Raw genomic sequence first — 20381 nt, 5'->3', positions numbered from 1 at the left:
CCTCCTGCTTTTTTATTCTTCTTCTTCTTCATTTAACAGTTTGTCTATTTCGTCGTCAAGATCATCATCTTCATCTTTTATTTCCCAAAATTTGTCGTCTACTTCTATTTCTTCTTCTATATCTTCTTCTATGTTGTTTTCTTTGCTTATTGGCCTTGTCATCATTAATTCTACATTTTCTACTTCAACAAATACATTTTTCCTTGATTTCCCGTTTTCGTCTTCTGTTATTATCGTTACCAGTTTTCCCGTTATTCCTATCATATCCCCTTTTTGGCAATAACGTTCTATAACATCGGCATTTTTGCCCCATGCTGTAAATGGTATAAAATATGTCGTTTCTTTTAGACGATCGTTAACTGCAATTTGTGAACTTACGTATTTTCTGCCGGAAGATGTTTCCTTTATCAAAGGCTCTTGTGACAAACGACCTACTAAAACTACATTGTTCATAGCAGTTAACCTCCTTTTTATATGATTAGCATCTCTTGTATATATTCTTCCTGTTTTGTTTTATTTTTTGTTTTTTTCCTTTTCTTTTGTTCTTTCTGAATTTCTTTGTTTTCTTTTTCTGCTTCTTTTATCCAGTATTGACACTCCTCTACTTTATTGGGATTTGCCCTTACTTCTTCTTTTGGACAGACTCTTATGCAACATTCGTTATATCTTAAATCTATATATATGCCACATGGTAGTCTTTGTATGGGATTTAGCTTTGCCATTCCTTTATGCCCCCTTGCTTTTTATTATGTTGATTTTAGTATGCTTTTTTCTCTTTGAGCCTCTATAAGTAGTTTGGCTATCTCTATGCCGTCTCTTATGATGTGAACTTTACTGCCTTTTTCTTCATGCCATTTTATTCCTACTTCCTTAATCTTCAAGCCGTTTTTCCTTGCACGGATAAGCACTTCTATATCAAACTCAAACCTATTGTGCTTCAAAGGTGCATAAAAAATTTTTTCCGCTGCTTCCCTTCTGAATGCTTTGCACCCACACTGCGTATCCTTTATGCCAAGGTTTAATATTGAGTTTTGCAGTCTTGATAGTATTTTTGATATCGCATCTCTGTATAAACTTCTCTCAACTTCTGACTCCTTTAAATTCCTTGAACCTACAACTATATCGCTGTCTTTTAATTCGTTTAATACTATTTCCCATTCGTCAGGCATAACACTTAAATCAGCATCTACATACAGTATTGATTCAGCTCCCTGCCTTAATGCTTCCAATACCCCTTCCCTTACGCTGTATCCTTTCCCTATATTGCTTTCCCTCCTTATAACCATATAAAAATTTAAGTCCTTTGCTATTTTACTGGTGTTGTCAACAGAACCGTCATCAACTAAAATGATAAAATACTTTTTATTTGATTCTATCCATATATCCTTATACTTTAATAACCTCTTTTCTTCATTATACGCAGGTACTACAATACATGGCCCGCATATCATACTCCTTCTTGCTCCCTTCTGAGTCGGTTTTTACCTTTCTATGTAATAATAAAAAAAGCAGGCCTTAAAACAGCCTGCTCTCTTAGTTTTTTCTGCCTTATATTATTATTAAGAAATTAAAAAATTATTTCTTCGTCATCTTCTTTTTTTATATCTCCTATTATTTCTTCTAATCCTTCTAAATCTATGTCAACCCCGTCTTCTACATCGTCAAAGTTCAGTTCTTCTTCCACATCACCTTCAATGTCTATGTCTATGAATCTTTCTTGCTCTGCATAAGTGTTCTTACCGTTTGAAGCTGCAAAAGAAATATCGTATGTTCTTTTTTTATTCTCGCTTGTATCTTCTTTACTATTACTTGTATTGATATTTATACTGCTTTTTTGCATATCCTCTTGTTTTACTTTTGTGGTTCGTTCCATAAATATTATTCTCATTGCTTTAACTTCAGTTGCAGTCTTATTTCCGCCCGTTGCCGTTTGATACTTCCTTATATTTAGTCGCCCTTCTACAAATACTAACTCACCTTTTTGAGTATATTTCATATTCTCTGCCATGTTACCCCATGCTACTATGGGGATAAAATCTACCTCGTTATTTTTGTCCGTCTTATTCCAGTTAGGCCTCCGTACTGCAATGGTAAACCTCGCTATTGCAGAGCCTCCCGGTGTATACCTTATTTCCGGATATTGTGTAAGCCTCCCTATTAACAAAATCTTATTAAGCATTTCTTATACCTCCTTCTTATTGATTATTTTTCTGTAACTTCTTTATTTATTGACTTCTATCTTAAATATATCATAGTTCCCTATTTTTGCTATATATTTTGCCTTGCCTTCTACTGCCAGCTTTTGCATGTACAAACTTAATCTTGTCTTTTTATCTATAGCGACCGTTTTTATGTTGTGCTTTTCTATTATCTTCTCCGGTTCAGCTGTAGTTATATTTCTAAGTGCCATGAAATCGTCCCATATCTCTTTTTTGTTAAATATATACATATCAGCACGACTGTCTATAAATACCGGTATGCCATACCATAAAAAATAATCCCCAAGAAGATAATCATTAAATATATTTTCAGTTAGTTTGTTTTCCAATATGTATTGCGCTACCTTTGCTTCGGTTTGCTGACTTAATATGTCACCTGTTATTATATTTGTTATTACCTGATTTGCATTGCATCCCAAAATCATTGTTAATAACATTGTTATCATTATAACCATCGTTATTAATGGGGAATATCTTTTTATCATAATCAGGTTGTCCTTGTTTATTATTGCGAATGTTCTCGTTATGTCAACGGAATACATTGATATAACGGGAACAAGCATTAACATGTGCCTTAAAGATTTTAAAAAGAGCAGTAAGTTTGCTGTCATTATTATTTCTGCCTCTGTTATTTTGCTGTCCTCTTTGGCTTTTATTATAAGATTGATTATTGATGTAACCGCTATATAGATAAATAGAATATTGTGAAAATCAGGAGAATGCCATTCGTTAATATTGTTTATTATATCAGCATTGCTGCTTGCAGCATAGCTGTATCTAAATATGCCTGTAAACTGTGGTGTTATTACTGTGCCTATGATAGAAAATATTAAATGCTTCCAATCGGCTTTGCAAAATATAACATAAATGGTAATTACGAATATTCCTATGGAGACGGACGAATGCATATTTGCCCATAGTACAAAATACACAAATATTAAGATTCCTTTTATACAGCTGCCATCTTTTAATTTCCCTTCTGTTAAGATGTAAAGAAGAAAAATAAACAGCACTCCTGCAACTGTATGTGGTCTAATCGTCCATAAATATTTAAGCACTATTATATAGTTAATATAGCTTGTTATCAGCATGTAAAAATTGTTTGAATGATTTACAATTAGTAAATACCCATAAATCGCACCCAGTATTAGTGTGAATATAATTGGCCCTGCAAAAGAACTATATTTATATAAAACATATATTATTATGTCATACAACCATGAATGCGCTGTCCATTTTATACCCCGTGCCGTCCAGCTGAATACATCCTTTTTTATAATTGCTTTATTCTTTATCATCCATTCCCCTGATTTTATGTGCCATAATGTGTCATTTGCTATTATCTCATTATATGAGGACATTAAAAAATAAACATCCGTCAATATTACTAATATAAAAACTAATATTAATGTTGCCTTGCCCTTTCTTTCCACTTCATTTAATATCATCTCTTTTCTTCCTTTTTTTATGTTATTTATAAAAAAAACAGCCCTCCTTTTGATGGAAGGAGGTTTGGAGGGATTTTGTAGTCTTTTTTGTTCCTTATTTTTTTTTCTTTTAAATATTTTAATCTTATATCATTTTTTGTTCAAGAAATATTTTTAAAAGGCAGGTATTGTTATACCTGCCTTAGTTTATACGGTTGTTCTTTTAATTTATTTTCTATTAATTGTGATACTATAGCTATTTCATTCTTTATATACTCTAATTCCATATTTTCTGCCATTATTTCTATTTCTTCAACTAGATCTTTTATTTGTGTGTATATGTCTTTTTCTTTCATTATTTCTTTACTTTTTTTATTGTTTTTTTCATATTTTTTAATATTTTTAATTGTGTCATATATTTTTGCTGCTATAATTGCTTGATCTAACTTAATTTTCATTTTTACTAAGTCGTCTGTATTTATTAAATTTGCAATAAAAGTGTAATTTGTTTCTTTTCGATTATTATCTATAATAATTTTTTTTATTTCTTCTTTGATATCTTCGCAGGGTATATTTTTATTTATTGCGTTTGTTATTTTTAATGCAGATGTGTATAGCGGTGGTTTTAAGAATATTATGTCTAAATTACGATAAAGCAATTCCCATAGTTTAACAGCTCCCTCTTCTGTATATGACGGCATTGTAAATATATGTGCATTGCTTTCTATAAATTCTGTTATCCGGGAATATATCTTGAACGCTGTTTCTATTACGTATTTATATATTTTGATTCTTATTTCATACAAAAAATCTAAATAATCATAAATTTCCTTTTGTATTGTTTCAAAAAATATCTCTTCAATGTTGTTATTTGTACCCATGAGGTTTTCCATTATGCTAAGTATTACCGCTTCACGTGTGTTTGTTCTGTTTCTTGATTCTTTACAGTACTTTACTATTCTTTCCATTAGTTTTTTATCATTTTTTAATAGTATTATTGAAATAAAATCCATTAATTTATCATTTATTTTGTTTTTGTTCGATGATTTTAAGAATTTTTTCGTTTCTAATATCGTTGAATCAGGGTATATTTCACAGCTAAAAAAATCTGGGCGAATATCTATATTTATTCTGTTGGGCTGATTTGTTTCCAAGCTTGTTTGAATGCGTGCTAGAGGGATCATTTGCTCTTTTCTGAGTTCAAGTAATATGTTTTTCTTTTCGGCTCCATTTGTTCTTAAAAGTTTATGATAGCATCTTTCATTTGCCTTCTTTTCTATTATTATTGGTTCTAATATCTTATTCCTATATTCTTCTACTGCTTCCGGTGTCAGGTTTTGGGGAAGAGGGATTGTTATGGATATATATGTTATAAGATCATTGGTTCTTCCTATCATAAAAATACCTCCTTTTTATTTAGTTGAGAATTATATCCTTCTTATTTTTGCTGGTGTGAATAAAAATATATGGCTAATTCTTCTATTGCTGAGCGGATTAATTTATCCAATTTGTTTGTTGTAACTTTATTTCCTTGGATTAATAAATTTGTTGTTACGTATTTTTTAACATTATGTTTATTTAATTCCCGATTGTTAACTATTACTTCATAGGATGGAATACTATAACTGGAAATTTTCTTTTGCTGTATTTTGTCTAAATAGCTATTAATAGAGGTTGAGTAGTCAATTCCCGGGGTATTTTCCGCTTTTTTTATTTCTATGTGTTTTATAGATTCGTTAATTGTTTTTATCATATCTTTGAATATTTCTATATATCTTTTTATATTGTCTTCTATTAACGGAATTATCTCGTCTAAGTACTTTTCAGGATCTAATAAAAGAAGCGAAAGTGATGTTGCTTCGGTAATCGTATTTTTTATATTTCTATAATTTATCGTTTCAACAGAGTTATTATATACTTTTATAATATTTTCGTCCTTTATAATATAAAACTTATCTATATTTTCTCCTTCATAATTGTATTCATCAATAATATGTCTAATTGTTGCATAGTATTGGTCAATTATACTGTTGTCATAAAGATTTATAATAATTTGATAAATTGTTTTTATATCGATATTAGGTGTTAGAGTAAATATGGAAAATTCTATTTTTTCCAGCGCTTTGTTTATGCATTTTTCTATGCGATATTGTACTTTCTTATTGTTTCTTATAGAATGTGATGCTTCTGCTATCGTCTTCAATTGATGACTGCCTCCACATATGCTGCAGGGTATTTCCATCGTGCTTGTTTCTATTGAACTTTTGTCCATCAGCATTATCGTCCCTTTGTATAAATTATAAACTTCTTCCTTATTTTTGTCCCTTAAAGCTATACCCATCATATTATATAAATACCTCCTTTTTATTTTTTTGTTATTGAATCTTATTTTTTTTTAACAGGCCCGGGTTTCTTTACAGGGCCTTTTCTATTATTGTTATTTTTTGTTCTCTTATTTCATTAATTTTCTCTATTATATACAGTAGCTGTTTCCGCGCTTTTTGCAATAGTATTTTGTAAATGTCGAAAAAAAATTCATAAATCCTTTTGTCGTAATCTTTTATGAGAGATTTTAATAATTTTTCGTAATCTTTTATGGATGATACTGCTTCGTATATTTCTGTCTTTATTTCTAATAATACGTCTTTCCCTTCTTCTATTATGCTTCCATGATAAGCAACGTCTATGTTTTCTTTAATTATTGATTTTATATCTTCATCCGTGATTGTGTTACGTTGTATTAATTTATTTATTTTCTCGGTTGTTTGTATGCAGTTATAATACGTGCTTAAATCTGTTGACTTAAAATCGTAAAAGTTAATCTTATCGAGACATTTTGAAAAATATTTTTTGGTATCTTCATATTTTACTGTTTCAAACATTTCCGGGTAACTGTTTATAAAATCTTGTGCTTCTGTATAGAGCTGGTATGCATAGTAAAATAATGTTTCTGCTCTTGATATTTGTTCTTTCACTGTTTCTTCTGCGATTATCTCTATAATTTCTTTTATTTCAGATAATGTTTCATCGCTTAATTTCTTTATTTCTATTTCTTGTATATTTGTTTGCTGTAATATAGATTTTATTATTTTTACAAATTTTTGGGAGTATTTTTTGTTCTTATTCTTTCTTTCTTCTATTAATGTTTCTACTGTTTTAATGCTTCTTGGGGTTATATAGGAAGGATATAATATTATTACTTGTAAGCTGTAATTTTTATCAAAATTAATATAAATTGCATATGTTTCAGGGGTTGGCATTTTTATTTTTTGGATAATTCCATAATCATATAGATATATTTTGTTTTTTGATACATCTCTTGGCAACGGTATATAAATATCTATTTCTTTCAAAGGAAAGTTTATTATACTTTGTAAACTCATTATAATTATACCTCCTTCTTATTGTTTTGGTTGCTCTATACTGCTTTTTCTTCTTCATCTTCAATGCTGCTTATTAATGATGCAATTGCTCTTACAGAACGGTATTCATTAACCTTCCTGTTGTATTTGAGTCTGGCTTTCATTAGCCCGTGCTTCGCTTCTTCTACTTTATTTCTTTCTGCCTTTGTTTTCATAGTAAGTTGTGATTTCCTTTCCGTTTCGTTTTTGCCGTTTATTTCGCCGTTTAGTATAAGTTCAGATTCTTTTTCTGATAATTCTTCTTCGGCTTTTTCTAAATTTATCGTTGCTTTTATCACTTCTTCTTCAGCTTTTTCAATTTCTTCAGGAAGAATTTGTAACCTTGATATTATCCATTCTTTGTTGAGTAATACATTCAAATTATTGTTTTTCATAAAGGATACCTCCTTCTTATTGTTTTTAACTAATTTGTTTTTAACTAATTATTGTCTCTTTTTCATCTTGCAGAAGTCTTTTGTAATATTCGGTAAGTATTTCAATATATGCTTTTTCTAAGTGTTTATTGATCTTTAATGAGTCCGATGCCGTTGTGTATATAGTAATATGCGGTTTTGTAAAAAATTTAGGATGATCGTTGTTGGGCACTATGGGATATTTTAGAATATCTGATATTCTTACTCTACTCTGCAGGGTTGATTTAGCAATTTCTTTATGTCTTTCCATATATTTATTTGTCATTTCATAGAGCTTCTCTAAAATATATTTGAATGCTTTTGTAATTGCTTCTGTTGCTGCTTTGACTGATGGTATAACTTCTTCTTTGTAAAATTTTTGTGGATCTAGTATTAGTAAAGGAAGAGTATATATGTTGTTCAATTTTTCTTTACACAATTTTTCGTAATCCGTTGAAATATATACGGTTATCGTTGTATACAGATTGTTTCGGATATCTGATGCTACGCAATATGTTAAATATTCATTTGCAATTTCGAGTTTTATTGTGTTTATATATTCTTCTTTTAATTCCGTAATCTCTGCTTCCATTTTACTGTGATTTGTAATAGGTATGTGTGTATAAATTGTTATGTTTATATTTGCATCAATATCATATGTTATTTCTTCATGAATGTTCTTTAAAATAATGCTGTCAAAAGAATGTAATTCTAAAGATGCTGTGTTTAGTGCCTGAATTATACAATCTTTGTATTTGTTTGAGTATATGCCTTTTATGTTGTGCATTTTCCCGCATATCCCGCAAGGTATTTTAATGTCAAGTATGTTCCTTGGCTCGATCAGTTTAAAAATGTTTTTGTAATATTGATAGTCATCCATAATTTATACCTCCTTTTTATTGAATAATATTTTTCCTTCTTATTTTGCAAATTGGTTTATACCAATTTGCATATTCGTTTTATTTTTCTTTTTATTCTTATTAGGGCATTGTCTACTGACTTTTCATCTTTCCCTAATTCATGAGCCATTTGTTTGTATGATAAGTCATTTATATAATACAATAAAACTTTTCTTTCATAGTCTGTTAGTTCTTTTTTTATATTATTTATTAATTCTTTTGTTTTTTCTTTCTCTATTACAATATTCTCCGGCTCATACTTGGTATCTTTTATTATATCAATTATTTCCATATCATCGTCATAATTCTTGTCATTTTTTACTTTTGTATTATAGCTTATGCTTTCATTCATTGCCCAATGTTTCTTGCGGGTATATTTTTTGAATATGGATATGGCTTTTTTGTGCAAACATGCTTTTATGAACTGATTTATATTTTGACTCTTATGCCTGTCATAGCATTTTATAATGTTCCACATTTCTATTAAAAGTTCCTGAATTATATCATTTGTTTCTATACCCGATAAGTAAAATTTTTTTGCTGTTATTATTATGTCTTTCTTATATGTTTCAATTAGCTTTTTAAAAGCTTCTTCATCATTTTGTATTTGTATTCTTTCTATTAATTGGTATATTTCTTCAGATTCACTTTTTAATTTGAAATTAAAGCTGTTGTTTTTTTGTGTATTTCCCGCATTATGCAATTTTTTATACACTCCTTATGACGACCGTTATGAAATTATTTCGAAATGCCTTATCACTCATATAATAAAGGAAAAAAAAAGCCGTTGCAGGGAACAACGGCTTTTGTTTTGATAACATAGTGGGTTTACCGATTAACGGTCATTCATTGTTAAATAACTTTCTTTTGCCTTGATTTTACCTTTCTTTTTTAGCTTTAATAAAACAGGTTCATTTACAGGATAAATAGGTAAATCTGCTTCATCAAATAAGGTTTCTTTGATAGAATATATTATTAATTCTGCTTCATTGCACTTTAATATTTTTTCATTAAAGTTTTTCAAGCTGTCTATTATAGTGTTAATTATACTTGTTACTTCATTTTTTGTTGTATGCGTAGTATGAACTTTAATAAAGTTAAAATGTTGTTGAGGATTGTATAATAGTAATGCGGTTTCTTTTAATATATTATAGGTATTATTTATTTCGTTCGTGAATTGTGACGGATATATTTGAATCTTTATACCTAATGCTCTTATTATTTCTCCTTCTAAATATGGCTGGTACTTTAGCACCGTTAATACTTTCCCCTCTATGTTATTATTTTCCTTAATATTTGCTGCTATAAAGGTTTGTAATTTGTCAATTAATTCATCATTTAGATTAATTGTCTGTGGGTAATTTATAAATATTTCAAATATGAGTATCGGCCCTATTTCATAGTTGAATGTTATTTCGTCTTCTTTTCCCTTTTTGATATAGTAAGTTATAAAATTTTTGCCAACTAATGCATTTACTTTTTTTACGGCCTTTGTTATACATTTAATATTTTGAGTGATGTTTTCAATCTTGTGTTTCTTGCCACATATGCTGCAAGGGATTCTATATAACGCAAAATTTTCCGGGTGTAAGTTTGATATGATTTTTCTCGCATCAAAATATATTAGCATTTTTGCTATTGGCTTAAAGAGCATATCAAACACTAAATCAAAAGAGTTTTTCTTAATTTCTTGAAAATTTATTTCGTCTTCTATATTTTTTATTTTCATTTCGTCCTGTTTTGTCTTCATTTATACATTCCTCCTATTTTCGATTATTTTACAACGACCGTTTTTATAATTTAATGGATATGTTGTTGCGTTTTTCGTGCTTTTTTTAATACCTTCCCTTTTTGTTTTTTTTATTTCATTAATGGTTTTTTTAGTGTATTCTTTGTAATATACTTTGTTTCTTTTTTTGTAAAATTCTATCTTTTGTTTAAGAGTTTCAACTAAGTTTTTGTATTTTGCAATCGCTTCTTCTGTTATCTCCCTTGGAAGCGGTATATATATGTGCATTGAAGAAAAATTGTATCCTGCTATTTTGTACAACAAAATGACAACCTCCTTTTTATTAATCGTTAAAAATAACCTTCTTTTAATTTTTTTTATATCACCACATAGTTTCTGCATAATTTTTTTTTGTTATTGTGATACCAAAGTATAACAGTTGTGGTTAAATTATTTATTTCTTCCTTGTAATCTGGGATGAGTTCTTCAGCTGTTTCAGATTCTATGTTGATTGTTATTTCTACTGTTCTTTTCATTTCTTCGGGACACCTTATAATCGGTGTTTTCCACAATGTGTAATCAGGTTCTTTCATAAAATTGGAGTTTTTTAGAAATTCAATAGTTTTGTCTGATGCCATTATTTCAGCAAGTTTGCAAAATTCTTCTCTGTAAAGCTTTATATCTTCTTTTATTTCTTTTTTTATTTCTTCGTAAAATAAGTAAGGGTTAATTAGTAAAAGTGCTTTGATACTATTTATATCATTAGATGTAATTTGTTTTATTTTTTGCATTGTTTTATTGTAATTCATGTAGCATCTCATTTCAAATATATTTGGGTACACTGCGTCTAGTATTGTTGTAATACTTATATGGTCAAAATTTAAATATTTGGATAAATAGTCATCTTTTATTTTTTGTGTTATTTTGCTATTAAGCTTTATTCCTATGGGATATTTTGCATTAATAATTAGTTTTATAGGATATGAGAGCGGTATTTCTGTTATGGTGCAAGTTCCTGTTATTTTTTCTGCTTTTCTCAGACATTTTTTACTTTCGTTTATTGTATGGTTTTTGCCACATATACTGCATGGTATTTTCATGTCTTTTATTTGTTTTTTGTTATCTAAAAGCATGAAAAGATTTTTGTAGTTTTGATACTGTTCTATTGCACTTAATTTTTTCTTCTTCATATTAATATAATACCTCCTTTTTATTGTTATTAACTGCAGAAATGCTGTAGTTAATTTATACACTATTATTTATATTTCTCACATAATACCCAAAAAAGAGGCCTTATAAAAGGCCTCTTTTTTACCTTGCTGGCACTATGTATGTGTTTGATACTATTTTATCGCCTTGGTTATATTTAGCTTCGTATTTAACTTCCTGAGGTATATCTTTTGGTTCGGGCTGTATTACGTTTAATATTATTAGTTCTTTCTCTTCCTTTATCCAATCTGTAAAATGATCAGAAGGATCAAAATTTTTGTCGAGAACTCTATCTATAAATCGTTTCATTTCTATATTTGATGCGGTTACATAAAAGCCGGGATCATCTGTTAATTTAATAATTATATTTAGCGAATTTGGTTTTTGCCCTTTTTCAAATTCTATTGATTCAATCTCTATCATTTTTGTATTTGGATCAGCTTCAATAAATATTGGTTCAAACTTTGCAAATCCTCCCCTGCTGGTGCCGTTATCTTCGTTTGGCAATAATGCAATATAATTGACTACTTGCCTAAATTTCTGGGTTTTTGGCAATTTTATGTTGCTTATCGTTATTTCTTTGTTCTGAAGATTAAGGTCTATGTTTATATTGTCGTATATGTCTAAGTTATATGTAGGATGTTCGTTTATATTGCATTGTATAAGCCAATTTCTTTTGTTCTGCATTATTTTTACCAGATCATTTGGAAGTTCGTCCTTTAGTTTAATGAACAATTTAGCTATTCTGTTTTCTATTGATATGTTAGTATAGTCTACGTAAGGACTTGGTTGTGGCCTTGTTATCTTTACTGTATATGTGCCTCCGTCCCATTCTACTTTTGAGTTGAAATTCTCTGATATAAACCTGAGCGGGAGCATAGTTCTACCATTTATCGTTGCAGGGGATGTGTCCAATTCTCTCTTTTGTCTATTTATTATTGCTGTTTTCTTACCTATCCATAATGTTATTTCTTTTTCTATACCTTGTTTTATTGTTACTTTTCTCTCTACTTGATCCCATTCAACATAGCAATAGAATTTTTCCGCTATTGTTCTTATTGGTACTAATACTCTGTTGTTTTCGTCTATTATCGGCTTTTGGTCCGGAAAGGTTACCTCGTTCCCATCTATTACCACTTTTATTTCCCTTTCTTCTGCTTTTACTATTGGTATAAGGACGAATGTAATCAGAAATGTGAAAATTATTAATGCTGTTATTATTCTCGCCTGCTTTTTTGTCATTCTTATTCCTCCTTTTTATTTTTTTATACTTTCTTTTTATTGTAAAAATAAACCCTTTTTACTTTAAGGGTTTATTTTGTGTTTGTTTTGGGTAGGGTTTTGGAGGAGATAGTTAGGTAAATATTGTATTTTTTTTGTTATTATGTTTTTTATTTTTATTTTATTTTATTTTTTTTCAAGAATTTACTTTTATTAAAAATAATAAAGCACTCACATTTTTTGTGAGAGCTTTTTGTAGACTTTTTTGTTCTGAATTTCTTATTTTTAATATTATAGCTTTGTTTAATATTTTTTTCAATAGTTTTTTATTTATTTGTTATCCGTCTGTGATATTGTCAGGGCAAAATCCATCTGAGAAAATGTCCTGTATTAACAGGGAGAAGATTGTTATGTTGCAGATAGTGTTTAGTTTGATTTGTATATCGCTCGATGTTTATATTAGAATACAGTATATCACAATATGAATTACCATGTTGATTTAATAGAAATATTATGTTATATTTAGAATAAAACACATAGTATATATCCGTATGCGTACAGGGAGGGATTTTTAGTGAGTGTAGATAGGGATTTTTTGTATAAAGCTGATACCATTATTACGATTTTTAATTATTTTAAAAATAGTAGTGTTGGAGGCAAGGTAAAACGGTCGTTACGAGAGATTTCAGAGAATGTGGGGTTTTCACCTGCAACGGTGCATAGAGCTATTCAAAAATTACATAATATGGGTGTTATAGATATTTTGGAATCAGATACCCCTAATGAGCCGGATACGTACGTAATTTTAAAAGAAGTTTTAATAAGTAATGAAGAAATAATAAGAGCAATAGATGAATATGAAAATTTATTGAAAAATTTTGTGGGAATATTGAAGATAATAAAGACAGGGATTATTGAAAAAAAAGAAGATAACAATAATGTATTGTTTAATGAATTTAAGGACTCCGTTATAAATATCAACGATATAGGAGATAATAAATACATATTTGTTATAGATGGTTCTAAAATGAGTACAGACTTAAAAAAAATATTTGGCTTGTTATAGAAAAGAAAAAGATTCCGGTGTAATGCCGGAATCTTTTTCTTAACCCATATAGTTGTTAAAAACTAAAACATAAGGAACTTTTTCATGAAATCCGTTTCTACCCATATAGTCATTTAAAACACTTTTATTGAGGATTACGTTAGAAAATTAAAAAAAGGTTATTAACCCATATAGTTTTGATTAACAATAAACTTTCGCCTATTCTTATTAAAGATAGTTTTCAACCCATATAGTTTTTAAAACTTGAATGAAAACCTTTCCAGCTATCATTATTCTGTAGTTGTTACCCATATAGTTTTTGAAAACCATAGCACTGACAGAGTGTTGCTCCGATCGTTGTGTTTACCCATATAGCTGAGCAAAAAAACAGTTTTTTATTTGGCTATATGGGGTCAAAGTAATGTTAACCCATGTAGTCTTCTAATTATAATTATACAACTTATTTTTAATTGGAGAGCTAGATTTAATAACTCCTATAAACTTCTTCTGCTTTTTCTTCTGTCTTTATATCCATCATGTATTCCATCATACGCTCAAGTTCTTTTATCATTTCTTCTTTTAAACCAATTTCCTTTGCAGACATTATCATATACCCTATCGCAGCAGCATTCGTCATTTTATTATATTTCCTCCTTGATAACAGTCGTTATTACCCATTTTGTAGTTATAACGCTAATGATTTTGGATTATTTGTTATTTTATGTTTTACCCATATAGTTTATACAATAACACGCTTGCTTTTGAATTCGGTTGTGTTAATGTTTTAACCCATATAGTAAAATAATAACTATACTTTGTGTTTGCTTACAATGCAACAATTTCGCATTGTCTACCCATATAGTGAAGTAAAAACGATAGATTTTATTGCTTGTGCGTCAGTTGTAATCGAATTATCTACCCATATAGTAAAATGAATACAATTAATGGATTTTTGAATAATAACGATATTTACATTCCGATTATCTACCCATATAGTAAAATGAATACCCTTTTCTCTTGCTATTACTAATCTAATACCATTCCCATTATCTACCCATGTAGTGAAATAAAAATATCAATGTTACTAAATATTTGGATATATTTGGTTCAGATACCAAAAAATTATCTACCCATATAGTGAAATAAAAACTTTAAAGAAATATAATGTAATAATAAAAGATAGTATATTATCTACCCATATAGTGAAATAAAAACTAACGAAGTTTTCGAGTTTTACCTTGAGACATTCAAATTATCTACCCATATAGTGAAATAAAAACCTATCAATACATAAAACAGTTTCTATATTAAGCTTTATTATCTACCCATATAGTGAAATAAAAACTGAGTCATCAAAAACCGATAAGATATGGGTAAGTTTATCATTATCTACCCATATAGTGAAATAAAAACGAATTCGGAGTTCCTATTGAAGATTTATTCTGTCAAGATTATCTACCCATATAGTGAAATAAAAACCTTTTGTTTTCATACAATTTGCACTCAAAATGTATGCATTATCTACCCATATAGTGAAATAAAAACTTATGTCAAAAAACAAAACTATAACTACACTATCCTTGATTATCTACCCATATAGTGAAATAAAAACTTATTATATTTAAAGTTAGTAAAAGATGAAAGTATATTATCTACCCATATAGTGAAATAAAAACCCTTCTTTTGAATATTTGTAACTCTCTTGATTACTATTGTAAAACATCTTTTTCAGACCGTAAAGTATCTTTTTTGCAGCAAGGCAGCAGTATGTTTCTCGCATTTCTTCCAATAACCTTTATCACCCCTTAATTTTCCTGTTTTTTCTATTCTTATGCCTTTCCCCGCTTCGCTGCATTGCAAGAGGCAAGAGCGGTCGTTACTGGATTTTCGTGAAATACCACCAGCCGTCTGTGAATTTATCCTTATACACTTCGCTTATCTTTTCTCCCATTAATCCATACAGACGCCTGATTTCTTCCGCTTTTTCTTTTCCCCCTTTTATCCTTATGTATTCCTTCCCTTCTCTTGTCCTCTTCACCTCTATGTTCTCTATATTGTATCTCATCGCTATCGGTTCCGCCTTCTCTATTGCCCTTGCTATCGCTTCTATCTGTTCGTCCGTTAGCTTTTCCCCTTTTTTCGTCATATTTCGCAAATACAAACTCAGCCCTAATCCGCTTTCAAATACAGGCATTGAGCAGTCCTTAACCTTCAGCCATTTACACTTTGCCATAAGAACTATCGGTGTTATTATATCTTCGGGAATTATTGTTATGCCTAAATTTTGTCCTTTCAGCCATTTTGCAAATACTTCTTTGTGGTATTTGTTCTGCTCCGTGGGACTCTTGCACGGTACCCACCTGTCTCCTTCTTTTCTCTTCCAACGGTCGTTATAGCCTATATATGCTCCTTCCCATGCTTTTGTCTCTACCAAAAATATCCCCGGTGGCCCTATTATGATGTGGTTTATTTGTGCGAATTCGTCCACTTCGGCTTCTATAACTATATCATTGGCTACTCTCCAATTGTTCGGCAGCATTAACAGAAAGCTCAATGATGCTCCAAATTCTCCGCCCTCTCCTTTGTCGCTGTTCCGACTCTGTTTGATGTTGTAGTTGAGGTTTGCTATAGGCTTTATCGCCCAGCTTATCCACTTCGGCACTTTCTCGTCTATTCTCTCATTCATTTTCGCTTTTTCCTGCTCTATCTTCTCTTTTATCTTTTTGTAAAACTCCTCTTTCGCTTTTTTGTTTTGTCTTATTATCTTTGCAGTCGTATTTATTTCCCCTTTCTTTTTCTTATTTTTGGTTTTGAACGCCCGTTATTAATTATTTTTTGTATCAATTTTTTCGTTAATAGGTAATTGTAATTTTTAAACGAATAGTGTATTATGTAATTGATAATAATATTAATGCTATTAATTTGTGTAAACGAATTACCCTTCGGTATCTGCCAATACCGAAGGGTAACCAGTGATGTGGTTTTAGCGAATTTTTAGTCCGTTTTCGGTTTTGACGTTAGAGTGTGGCTATTTCGGATTTTTTAATTCATCTTTTGCCTTATATAAAGGCTATTTTTTTTTGTTTAATATGTCTATAATCATAACTACTAATTGTATTAGCAATATTACGTCGGTCGTTGACATGTCATCACCCCCTTTCTCGGCGTCAAAAACCGAGAAACGGAGGTAAATTCTCCCACATCACTATTTTTATTATAGAATTTTTTATGCGCGTATTCAATAAAAATCTATATCGGGACTCTTGCTTTTGCAGAAAAGATGAGGAAAAATAAAGCCCCGGTTATGTTGCCGGAGCCTTTTTGATTATTATTAAGTGTTTTGTATTGTTATCTATATAGTTTAGGACAAAAACGACAGTTATAGGGTGTGGTTTTTATTTTTATCACCCATATAGTTTAGTAAAACTTTAAGAAGTGAATATATTACTTTAAAAGATTGTCAACCCATATAGTTAACATGAACCTTTTTTAAATAATCAAGACCCCTCTTTATAATGGCTACCCATATAGTGTTAAAAAACACAAGAGGTGGAATGGCTGAAATTGATAATTATTTCGTTTTTAAGTGTTCACCCATATAGTTTTGGATAAAACTTAGGAAATACCGGAATTTAAATTAAAATATTCACCCATATAGGTATGTTTTTTACATATCTCTTTTTTAACGGTCGTTATTGATTTGCCATTCCTTTCTCTTCTTTTGTTTTTATTTTCATTTTGTAAATTGTATTTTCTTTATATTGGTATATGTTATGGAATACCGGTTCATTTAATACAATATATATCGGTTTTTCCTTGTCCTGCAATAGCTTTACCGCTCGCCATATCTCTCCTTTCCTGTCCACAAATATTATTATCCCATTTATCCCTAATATCTCTTCGTGTTCCTTGTTCATTATGTTTAAATCCCTTATATTCTTTATGTTCGTTATGTCTACTATGCCTTTCTTTGTTCCGTTCCGCTCCCATACATACTTTATCGGTATGTCGGGTGAGGTCACCTTCAATATCTCACTGCCCGTATAATTCTCCATTATGTGATTTATTACCTTGCTCCTTATGCCGTTGTTTTTTATGTAATCCACTACCTCCTTTATACCTTCTATTGTCGTTAGATATAACTCTGATATTGTTATTGCTGTATTCAACATATCTTCCATGTCCCTTCTTAAAAAGCTCTCATTGTCATACACTATTATTATACCTGATATTATTCCTGTTGATTGTATTATATTTGTTATGCTCTTTTTTATTTTTTCTTTCTCTCTTTGATCTCTGTAAAATATTGCGTATTGTTTGTTATTTATATTTGCTAATATTTTTATTTGGTTTTCTATCGGTGTTTGTTTCAATGCCGTCAATGCTTCCTTCCTTAGCTTTATGTCTTCTGCTTTTACTCCCGCTCCCCTTAACTCATAGTATATCTCGCTTGTTTGTATTATTTCATCTTCGTCTCTGCTCCTTATAAACCTCCTCATTATTTCCGCTTCATCCGCTCCTTCATGTATCATCTTTATGCCCGCCGTTGTTAGTTTTATTACCTTCTTCTTTCTCTCTTTTTTATCTTTTTTGCTTACAATTATCCTCTTTTTCTGCATTCCTTCTATTACCCTGTATATCTTTAACCTGTCATTTGTTGTCCCCGGTTTTAATACTTCTATTATCCTTTCTACTTTTACCATCCCTAATTTGTCTAACGTTTTCAATATGTAGTTTCTTACTTCCTCTGTCGTTACTTTCATCTTTTTATTTCTCCCCTTTTTTAGCTTTTTTCCCCCTCTTGCGGGGGTGGGTTGTTATGACGACCGTTATCAGTTTGTTTTTGATTTTATCTTTCTTTGATTTTTATTTCCTATACTTTTTTTGATTTCCCCTCTTCGTTTGGTTATCTTATCAGATTACCTTTTCTTGCTTTTGTTTCCCATACTCCTTTTCGTTTCCTTCCTTGATTGGCTATTTTTACAGAATTTTTTGCTTTTGCCTTTCTTTTGTTTTTATTTATCCATACTCTTTTTGTTGCCCTTTTTTGATTGGCTATGTGAACAGACGGCCCTTTTTGTTTCTACCCTTCTTTGTTTCTTTTTGCCCATGTTCATTTTTTCCCTATTTTTTTTGTTATGCTATTTTTACAGAAATTTCTTTTTTGCTATCCCTTCTTTTGCTTTCTATTACTCATACTCTTTTTCTATCCCTTTTTTGATTTAAATTTAAACAGATGGCCCTTTTTTGTTTCCTTACCCTTTTTTGACTTTTTATTTCCCATACTCCTTTTATAGACTTTTTTTGAACGGCTATTTGAACAGACGACCTTCTATTTTTTACTTGCCGATATTTTTGGCCTTATTTTTTTTGGAATATGTGGACTGGATGCCTTTAAAATCAAGAGCTGAAAGCATGTGGGAAATTATTTAAATTTGAATTTGCAGTAAATTGATGACATATTCATTATATCATCAAATTAAGGAAAAATCTATATTAGAGGGTTGTTGATAAAAAAATAATATTATCACCATAATTTTCATAACAAATAGCAGTAAAAGAAAGAATAGTAGCAAAATAAAGACAAATAATAGCAGCAAAAAATAAACATTGCCGAAGAAGATTTAACAAAAAATGATTTAACAGAAAATGGAAGCCGGGATAATATACTGTTAAAATATTTTATAAAGAAAAGAGAAAGTGGAGGCAAAATGCGGGGGAGAATAAAGTAATACCGAAAAAATTATGTAATTACAAAAGACGATATATTTTTTATGATGGATATAGTATTACAAAATGCTATTTTTTAAGCAAAAATGAGGATTAAGTAATACAAATAACAACGTAATATCAATTATATGCCTTTATTAATATGGTTTTTAATAGTATTACTTTTTGATATAATAGGTTTAAAAATAATAGGTTTTAAAATAAAAAAACCCTGCATAAAGCAGGGTTTTTCTTTGAATTAAGAGAAAAATTTATCTACTTCTTGGACAGTATGATCATCTTTTTTTAGTACTTCGACTATTTCTATTTCTTTGTTCATCATCTCTTCGCCTAATATTTCTTTTTCTTGCGTATCCTTAATTTCTTTTTCAATATTGTTTATTAGGGTTTTTAGTTTTTGCAAAAAAATATTACTTTCAAAAATAATTATTTCTATATAAAATTCTTCATCGTTTTCAATGTTTTCTGATATTCCGATTATTGCTTCTATATTATTTGAATTATCATCTTCTATTATCCCTACTGCAACTAAAGCATCAATTATATGTTTTGTAGTAAAATTATCTAAATCATAATCTCCACTTTTTGGCATTTTTACTATTACTAATGGATTTTTTATTTTCAAACTCTTTTTATCTTCATTGGAAAATATAAGTTCCATTATAATACGCCACCACTGCCTTAACCCTTCGTTTGCACCATACCTCGACACTATTATTTGATGTAAATACTTGTTGAGAGAAGGGGGTTTTTTGTTTATTTTAATATGTATTCCCTTTACAACGTCTTCATCTTTTTTTATCTTATATTTTATCTTTAAATTTTTTAGAATTTTGTTTTTCTTGTCTTCGTCTATTCTTAACGTTCCTATCCCTTTTATTCCGTAATTTATATCTTTCATGAGTTTTATTAAGTGGTTCATTAATGCAGCTGTATCTTCATATAGTTTTACTATTGCTGTTATATCAAAATCTTCTATCATGATTGTTTTCCCCCTTTTTTAGATTTTTAGCCAAATTATAACGATAGTTATAGTTGTTATCCTAATTTTTGGGATATTACTTTCTTATTTTTTACTTTATAAACTA

The 20381-nt window shown here is 29.6% G+C and carries 20 protein-coding genes and 1 CRISPR repeat array; of the genes, 1 reads left to right on the top strand and 19 read right to left on the bottom strand.

From position 1 onward, the window contains the following. Window positions 1-12 precede the first annotated feature (12 nt). The 15 genes from ACPLVF_RS02205 to ACPLVF_RS02135 form a co-directional block, all read right to left on the bottom strand. The gene (locus ACPLVF_RS02205) at window positions 13-453 is read right to left on the bottom strand and encodes a single-stranded DNA-binding protein (RefSeq protein ID WP_424906193.1); all 441 of its coding nucleotides are present in this window, start codon (window positions 451-453) and stop codon (window positions 13-15) included. A gap of 17 nt (window positions 454-470) precedes the next feature. Further along, the gene (locus ACPLVF_RS02200) at window positions 471-722 is read right to left on the bottom strand and encodes a hypothetical protein (RefSeq protein WP_424906192.1); all 252 of its coding nucleotides are present in this window, start codon (window positions 720-722) and stop codon (window positions 471-473) included. Between the two features lie 24 nt (window positions 723-746). Beyond that, a complete protein-coding gene (locus ACPLVF_RS02195) occupies window positions 747-1451 on the bottom strand; it encodes a glycosyltransferase (protein WP_424906191.1) in 705 nt (234 codons plus the stop codon). Window positions 1452-1567: 116 nt separating this feature from the next. Beyond that, window positions 1568-2179, bottom strand: a complete 612-nt coding sequence (locus ACPLVF_RS02190; RefSeq protein ID WP_424906190.1) for a single-stranded DNA-binding protein — start codon at window positions 2177-2179, stop codon at window positions 1568-1570. Window positions 2180-2221: 42 nt separating this feature from the next. Further along, the gene (locus tag ACPLVF_RS02185; protein ID WP_424906189.1) at window positions 2222-3667 is read right to left on the bottom strand and encodes a hypothetical protein; all 1446 of its coding nucleotides are present in this window, start codon (window positions 3665-3667) and stop codon (window positions 2222-2224) included. Between the two features lie 170 nt (window positions 3668-3837). Beyond that, entirely contained in the window at window positions 3838-5043 is a 1206-nt protein-coding gene (locus ACPLVF_RS02180; RefSeq protein ID WP_424906188.1) for a hypothetical protein, read from the bottom strand. Window positions 5044-5084: 41 nt separating this feature from the next. Next, window positions 5085-5990, bottom strand: a complete 906-nt coding sequence (locus tag ACPLVF_RS02175) for a hypothetical protein (protein ID WP_424906187.1) — start codon at window positions 5988-5990, stop codon at window positions 5085-5087. Between the two features lie 70 nt (window positions 5991-6060). Continuing rightward, on the bottom strand, window positions 6061-7029 hold the full coding sequence (locus tag ACPLVF_RS02170) for a hypothetical protein (protein ID WP_424906186.1): 969 nt from the start codon (window positions 7027-7029) through the stop codon (window positions 6061-6063). A gap of 35 nt (window positions 7030-7064) precedes the next feature. Beyond that, window positions 7065-7442 carry a hypothetical protein gene (locus tag ACPLVF_RS02165; protein WP_424906185.1) on the bottom strand — a complete coding sequence of 126 codons (378 nt, stop codon included), beginning with the start codon at window positions 7440-7442 and terminating at the stop codon, window positions 7065-7067. 40 nt (window positions 7443-7482) lie between these two features. Continuing rightward, window positions 7483-8340: a hypothetical protein gene (locus ACPLVF_RS02160; RefSeq protein WP_424906184.1), complete on the bottom strand. Its 858-nt coding sequence runs from the start codon at window positions 8338-8340 to the stop codon at window positions 7483-7485. Window positions 8341-8396: 56 nt separating this feature from the next. After that, window positions 8397-9062: a sigma-70 family RNA polymerase sigma factor gene (locus ACPLVF_RS02155; protein WP_424906183.1), complete on the bottom strand. Its 666-nt coding sequence runs from the start codon at window positions 9060-9062 to the stop codon at window positions 8397-8399. A gap of 132 nt (window positions 9063-9194) precedes the next feature. Next, the gene (locus ACPLVF_RS02150; protein ID WP_424906182.1) at window positions 9195-10109 is read right to left on the bottom strand and encodes a hypothetical protein; all 915 of its coding nucleotides are present in this window, start codon (window positions 10107-10109) and stop codon (window positions 9195-9197) included. Further along, a complete protein-coding gene (locus ACPLVF_RS02145; protein WP_424906181.1) occupies window positions 10110-10412 on the bottom strand; it encodes a hypothetical protein in 303 nt (100 codons plus the stop codon). A gap of 53 nt (window positions 10413-10465) precedes the next feature. Further along, a complete protein-coding gene (locus ACPLVF_RS02140; protein WP_424906180.1) occupies window positions 10466-11278 on the bottom strand; it encodes a hypothetical protein in 813 nt (270 codons plus the stop codon). A 121-nt stretch (window positions 11279-11399) separates the two neighbouring features. Beyond that, the gene (locus ACPLVF_RS02135) at window positions 11400-12539 is read right to left on the bottom strand and encodes a copper amine oxidase N-terminal domain-containing protein (RefSeq protein WP_424906179.1); all 1140 of its coding nucleotides are present in this window, start codon (window positions 12537-12539) and stop codon (window positions 11400-11402) included. Window positions 12540-13092: 553 nt separating this feature from the next. Here ACPLVF_RS02135 and ACPLVF_RS02130 point away from each other — a divergent pair. Beyond that, a complete protein-coding gene (locus ACPLVF_RS02130) occupies window positions 13093-13584 on the top strand; it encodes a winged helix-turn-helix transcriptional regulator (protein WP_424906178.1) in 492 nt (163 codons plus the stop codon). A 463-nt stretch (window positions 13585-14047) separates the two neighbouring features. Here ACPLVF_RS02130 and ACPLVF_RS02125 read toward each other — a convergent pair whose 3' ends face one another. The 4 genes from ACPLVF_RS02125 to ACPLVF_RS02110 form a co-directional block, all read right to left on the bottom strand. Continuing rightward, complete coding sequence (locus ACPLVF_RS02125) at window positions 14048-14200, bottom strand: hypothetical protein (RefSeq protein WP_424906177.1); 153 nt, start codon at window positions 14198-14200, stop codon at window positions 14048-14050. A gap of 208 nt (window positions 14201-14408) precedes the next feature. Beyond that, window positions 14409-15239: a CRISPR direct-repeat array (repeat unit 29 nt; unit sequence ATTATCTACCCATATAGTGAAATAAAAAC). Between the two features lie 200 nt (window positions 15240-15439). Then, window positions 15440-16249: a nuclease-related domain-containing protein gene (locus tag ACPLVF_RS02120; protein WP_424906176.1), complete on the bottom strand. Its 810-nt coding sequence runs from the start codon at window positions 16247-16249 to the stop codon at window positions 15440-15442. 1006 nt (window positions 16250-17255) lie between these two features. After that, window positions 17256-18326 carry a hypothetical protein gene (locus ACPLVF_RS02115; protein WP_424906175.1) on the bottom strand — a complete coding sequence of 357 codons (1071 nt, stop codon included), beginning with the start codon at window positions 18324-18326 and terminating at the stop codon, window positions 17256-17258. Between the two features lie 1205 nt (window positions 18327-19531). Continuing rightward, complete coding sequence (locus ACPLVF_RS02110) at window positions 19532-20275, bottom strand: hypothetical protein (RefSeq protein WP_424906174.1); 744 nt, start codon at window positions 20273-20275, stop codon at window positions 19532-19534. Between the last annotated feature and the right edge of the window lie 106 nt (window positions 20276-20381).

It is taken from the genome of Thermovenabulum sp. (genome assembly GCF_049701175.1).
Taxonomy (GTDB): Bacteria; Bacillota; Thermosediminibacteria; order Thermosediminibacterales; family Thermosediminibacteraceae; genus Thermovenabulum.
Note: the sequence above shows the minus strand (reverse complement) of the source record. Positions and strands in the feature narration are given on the sequence as shown.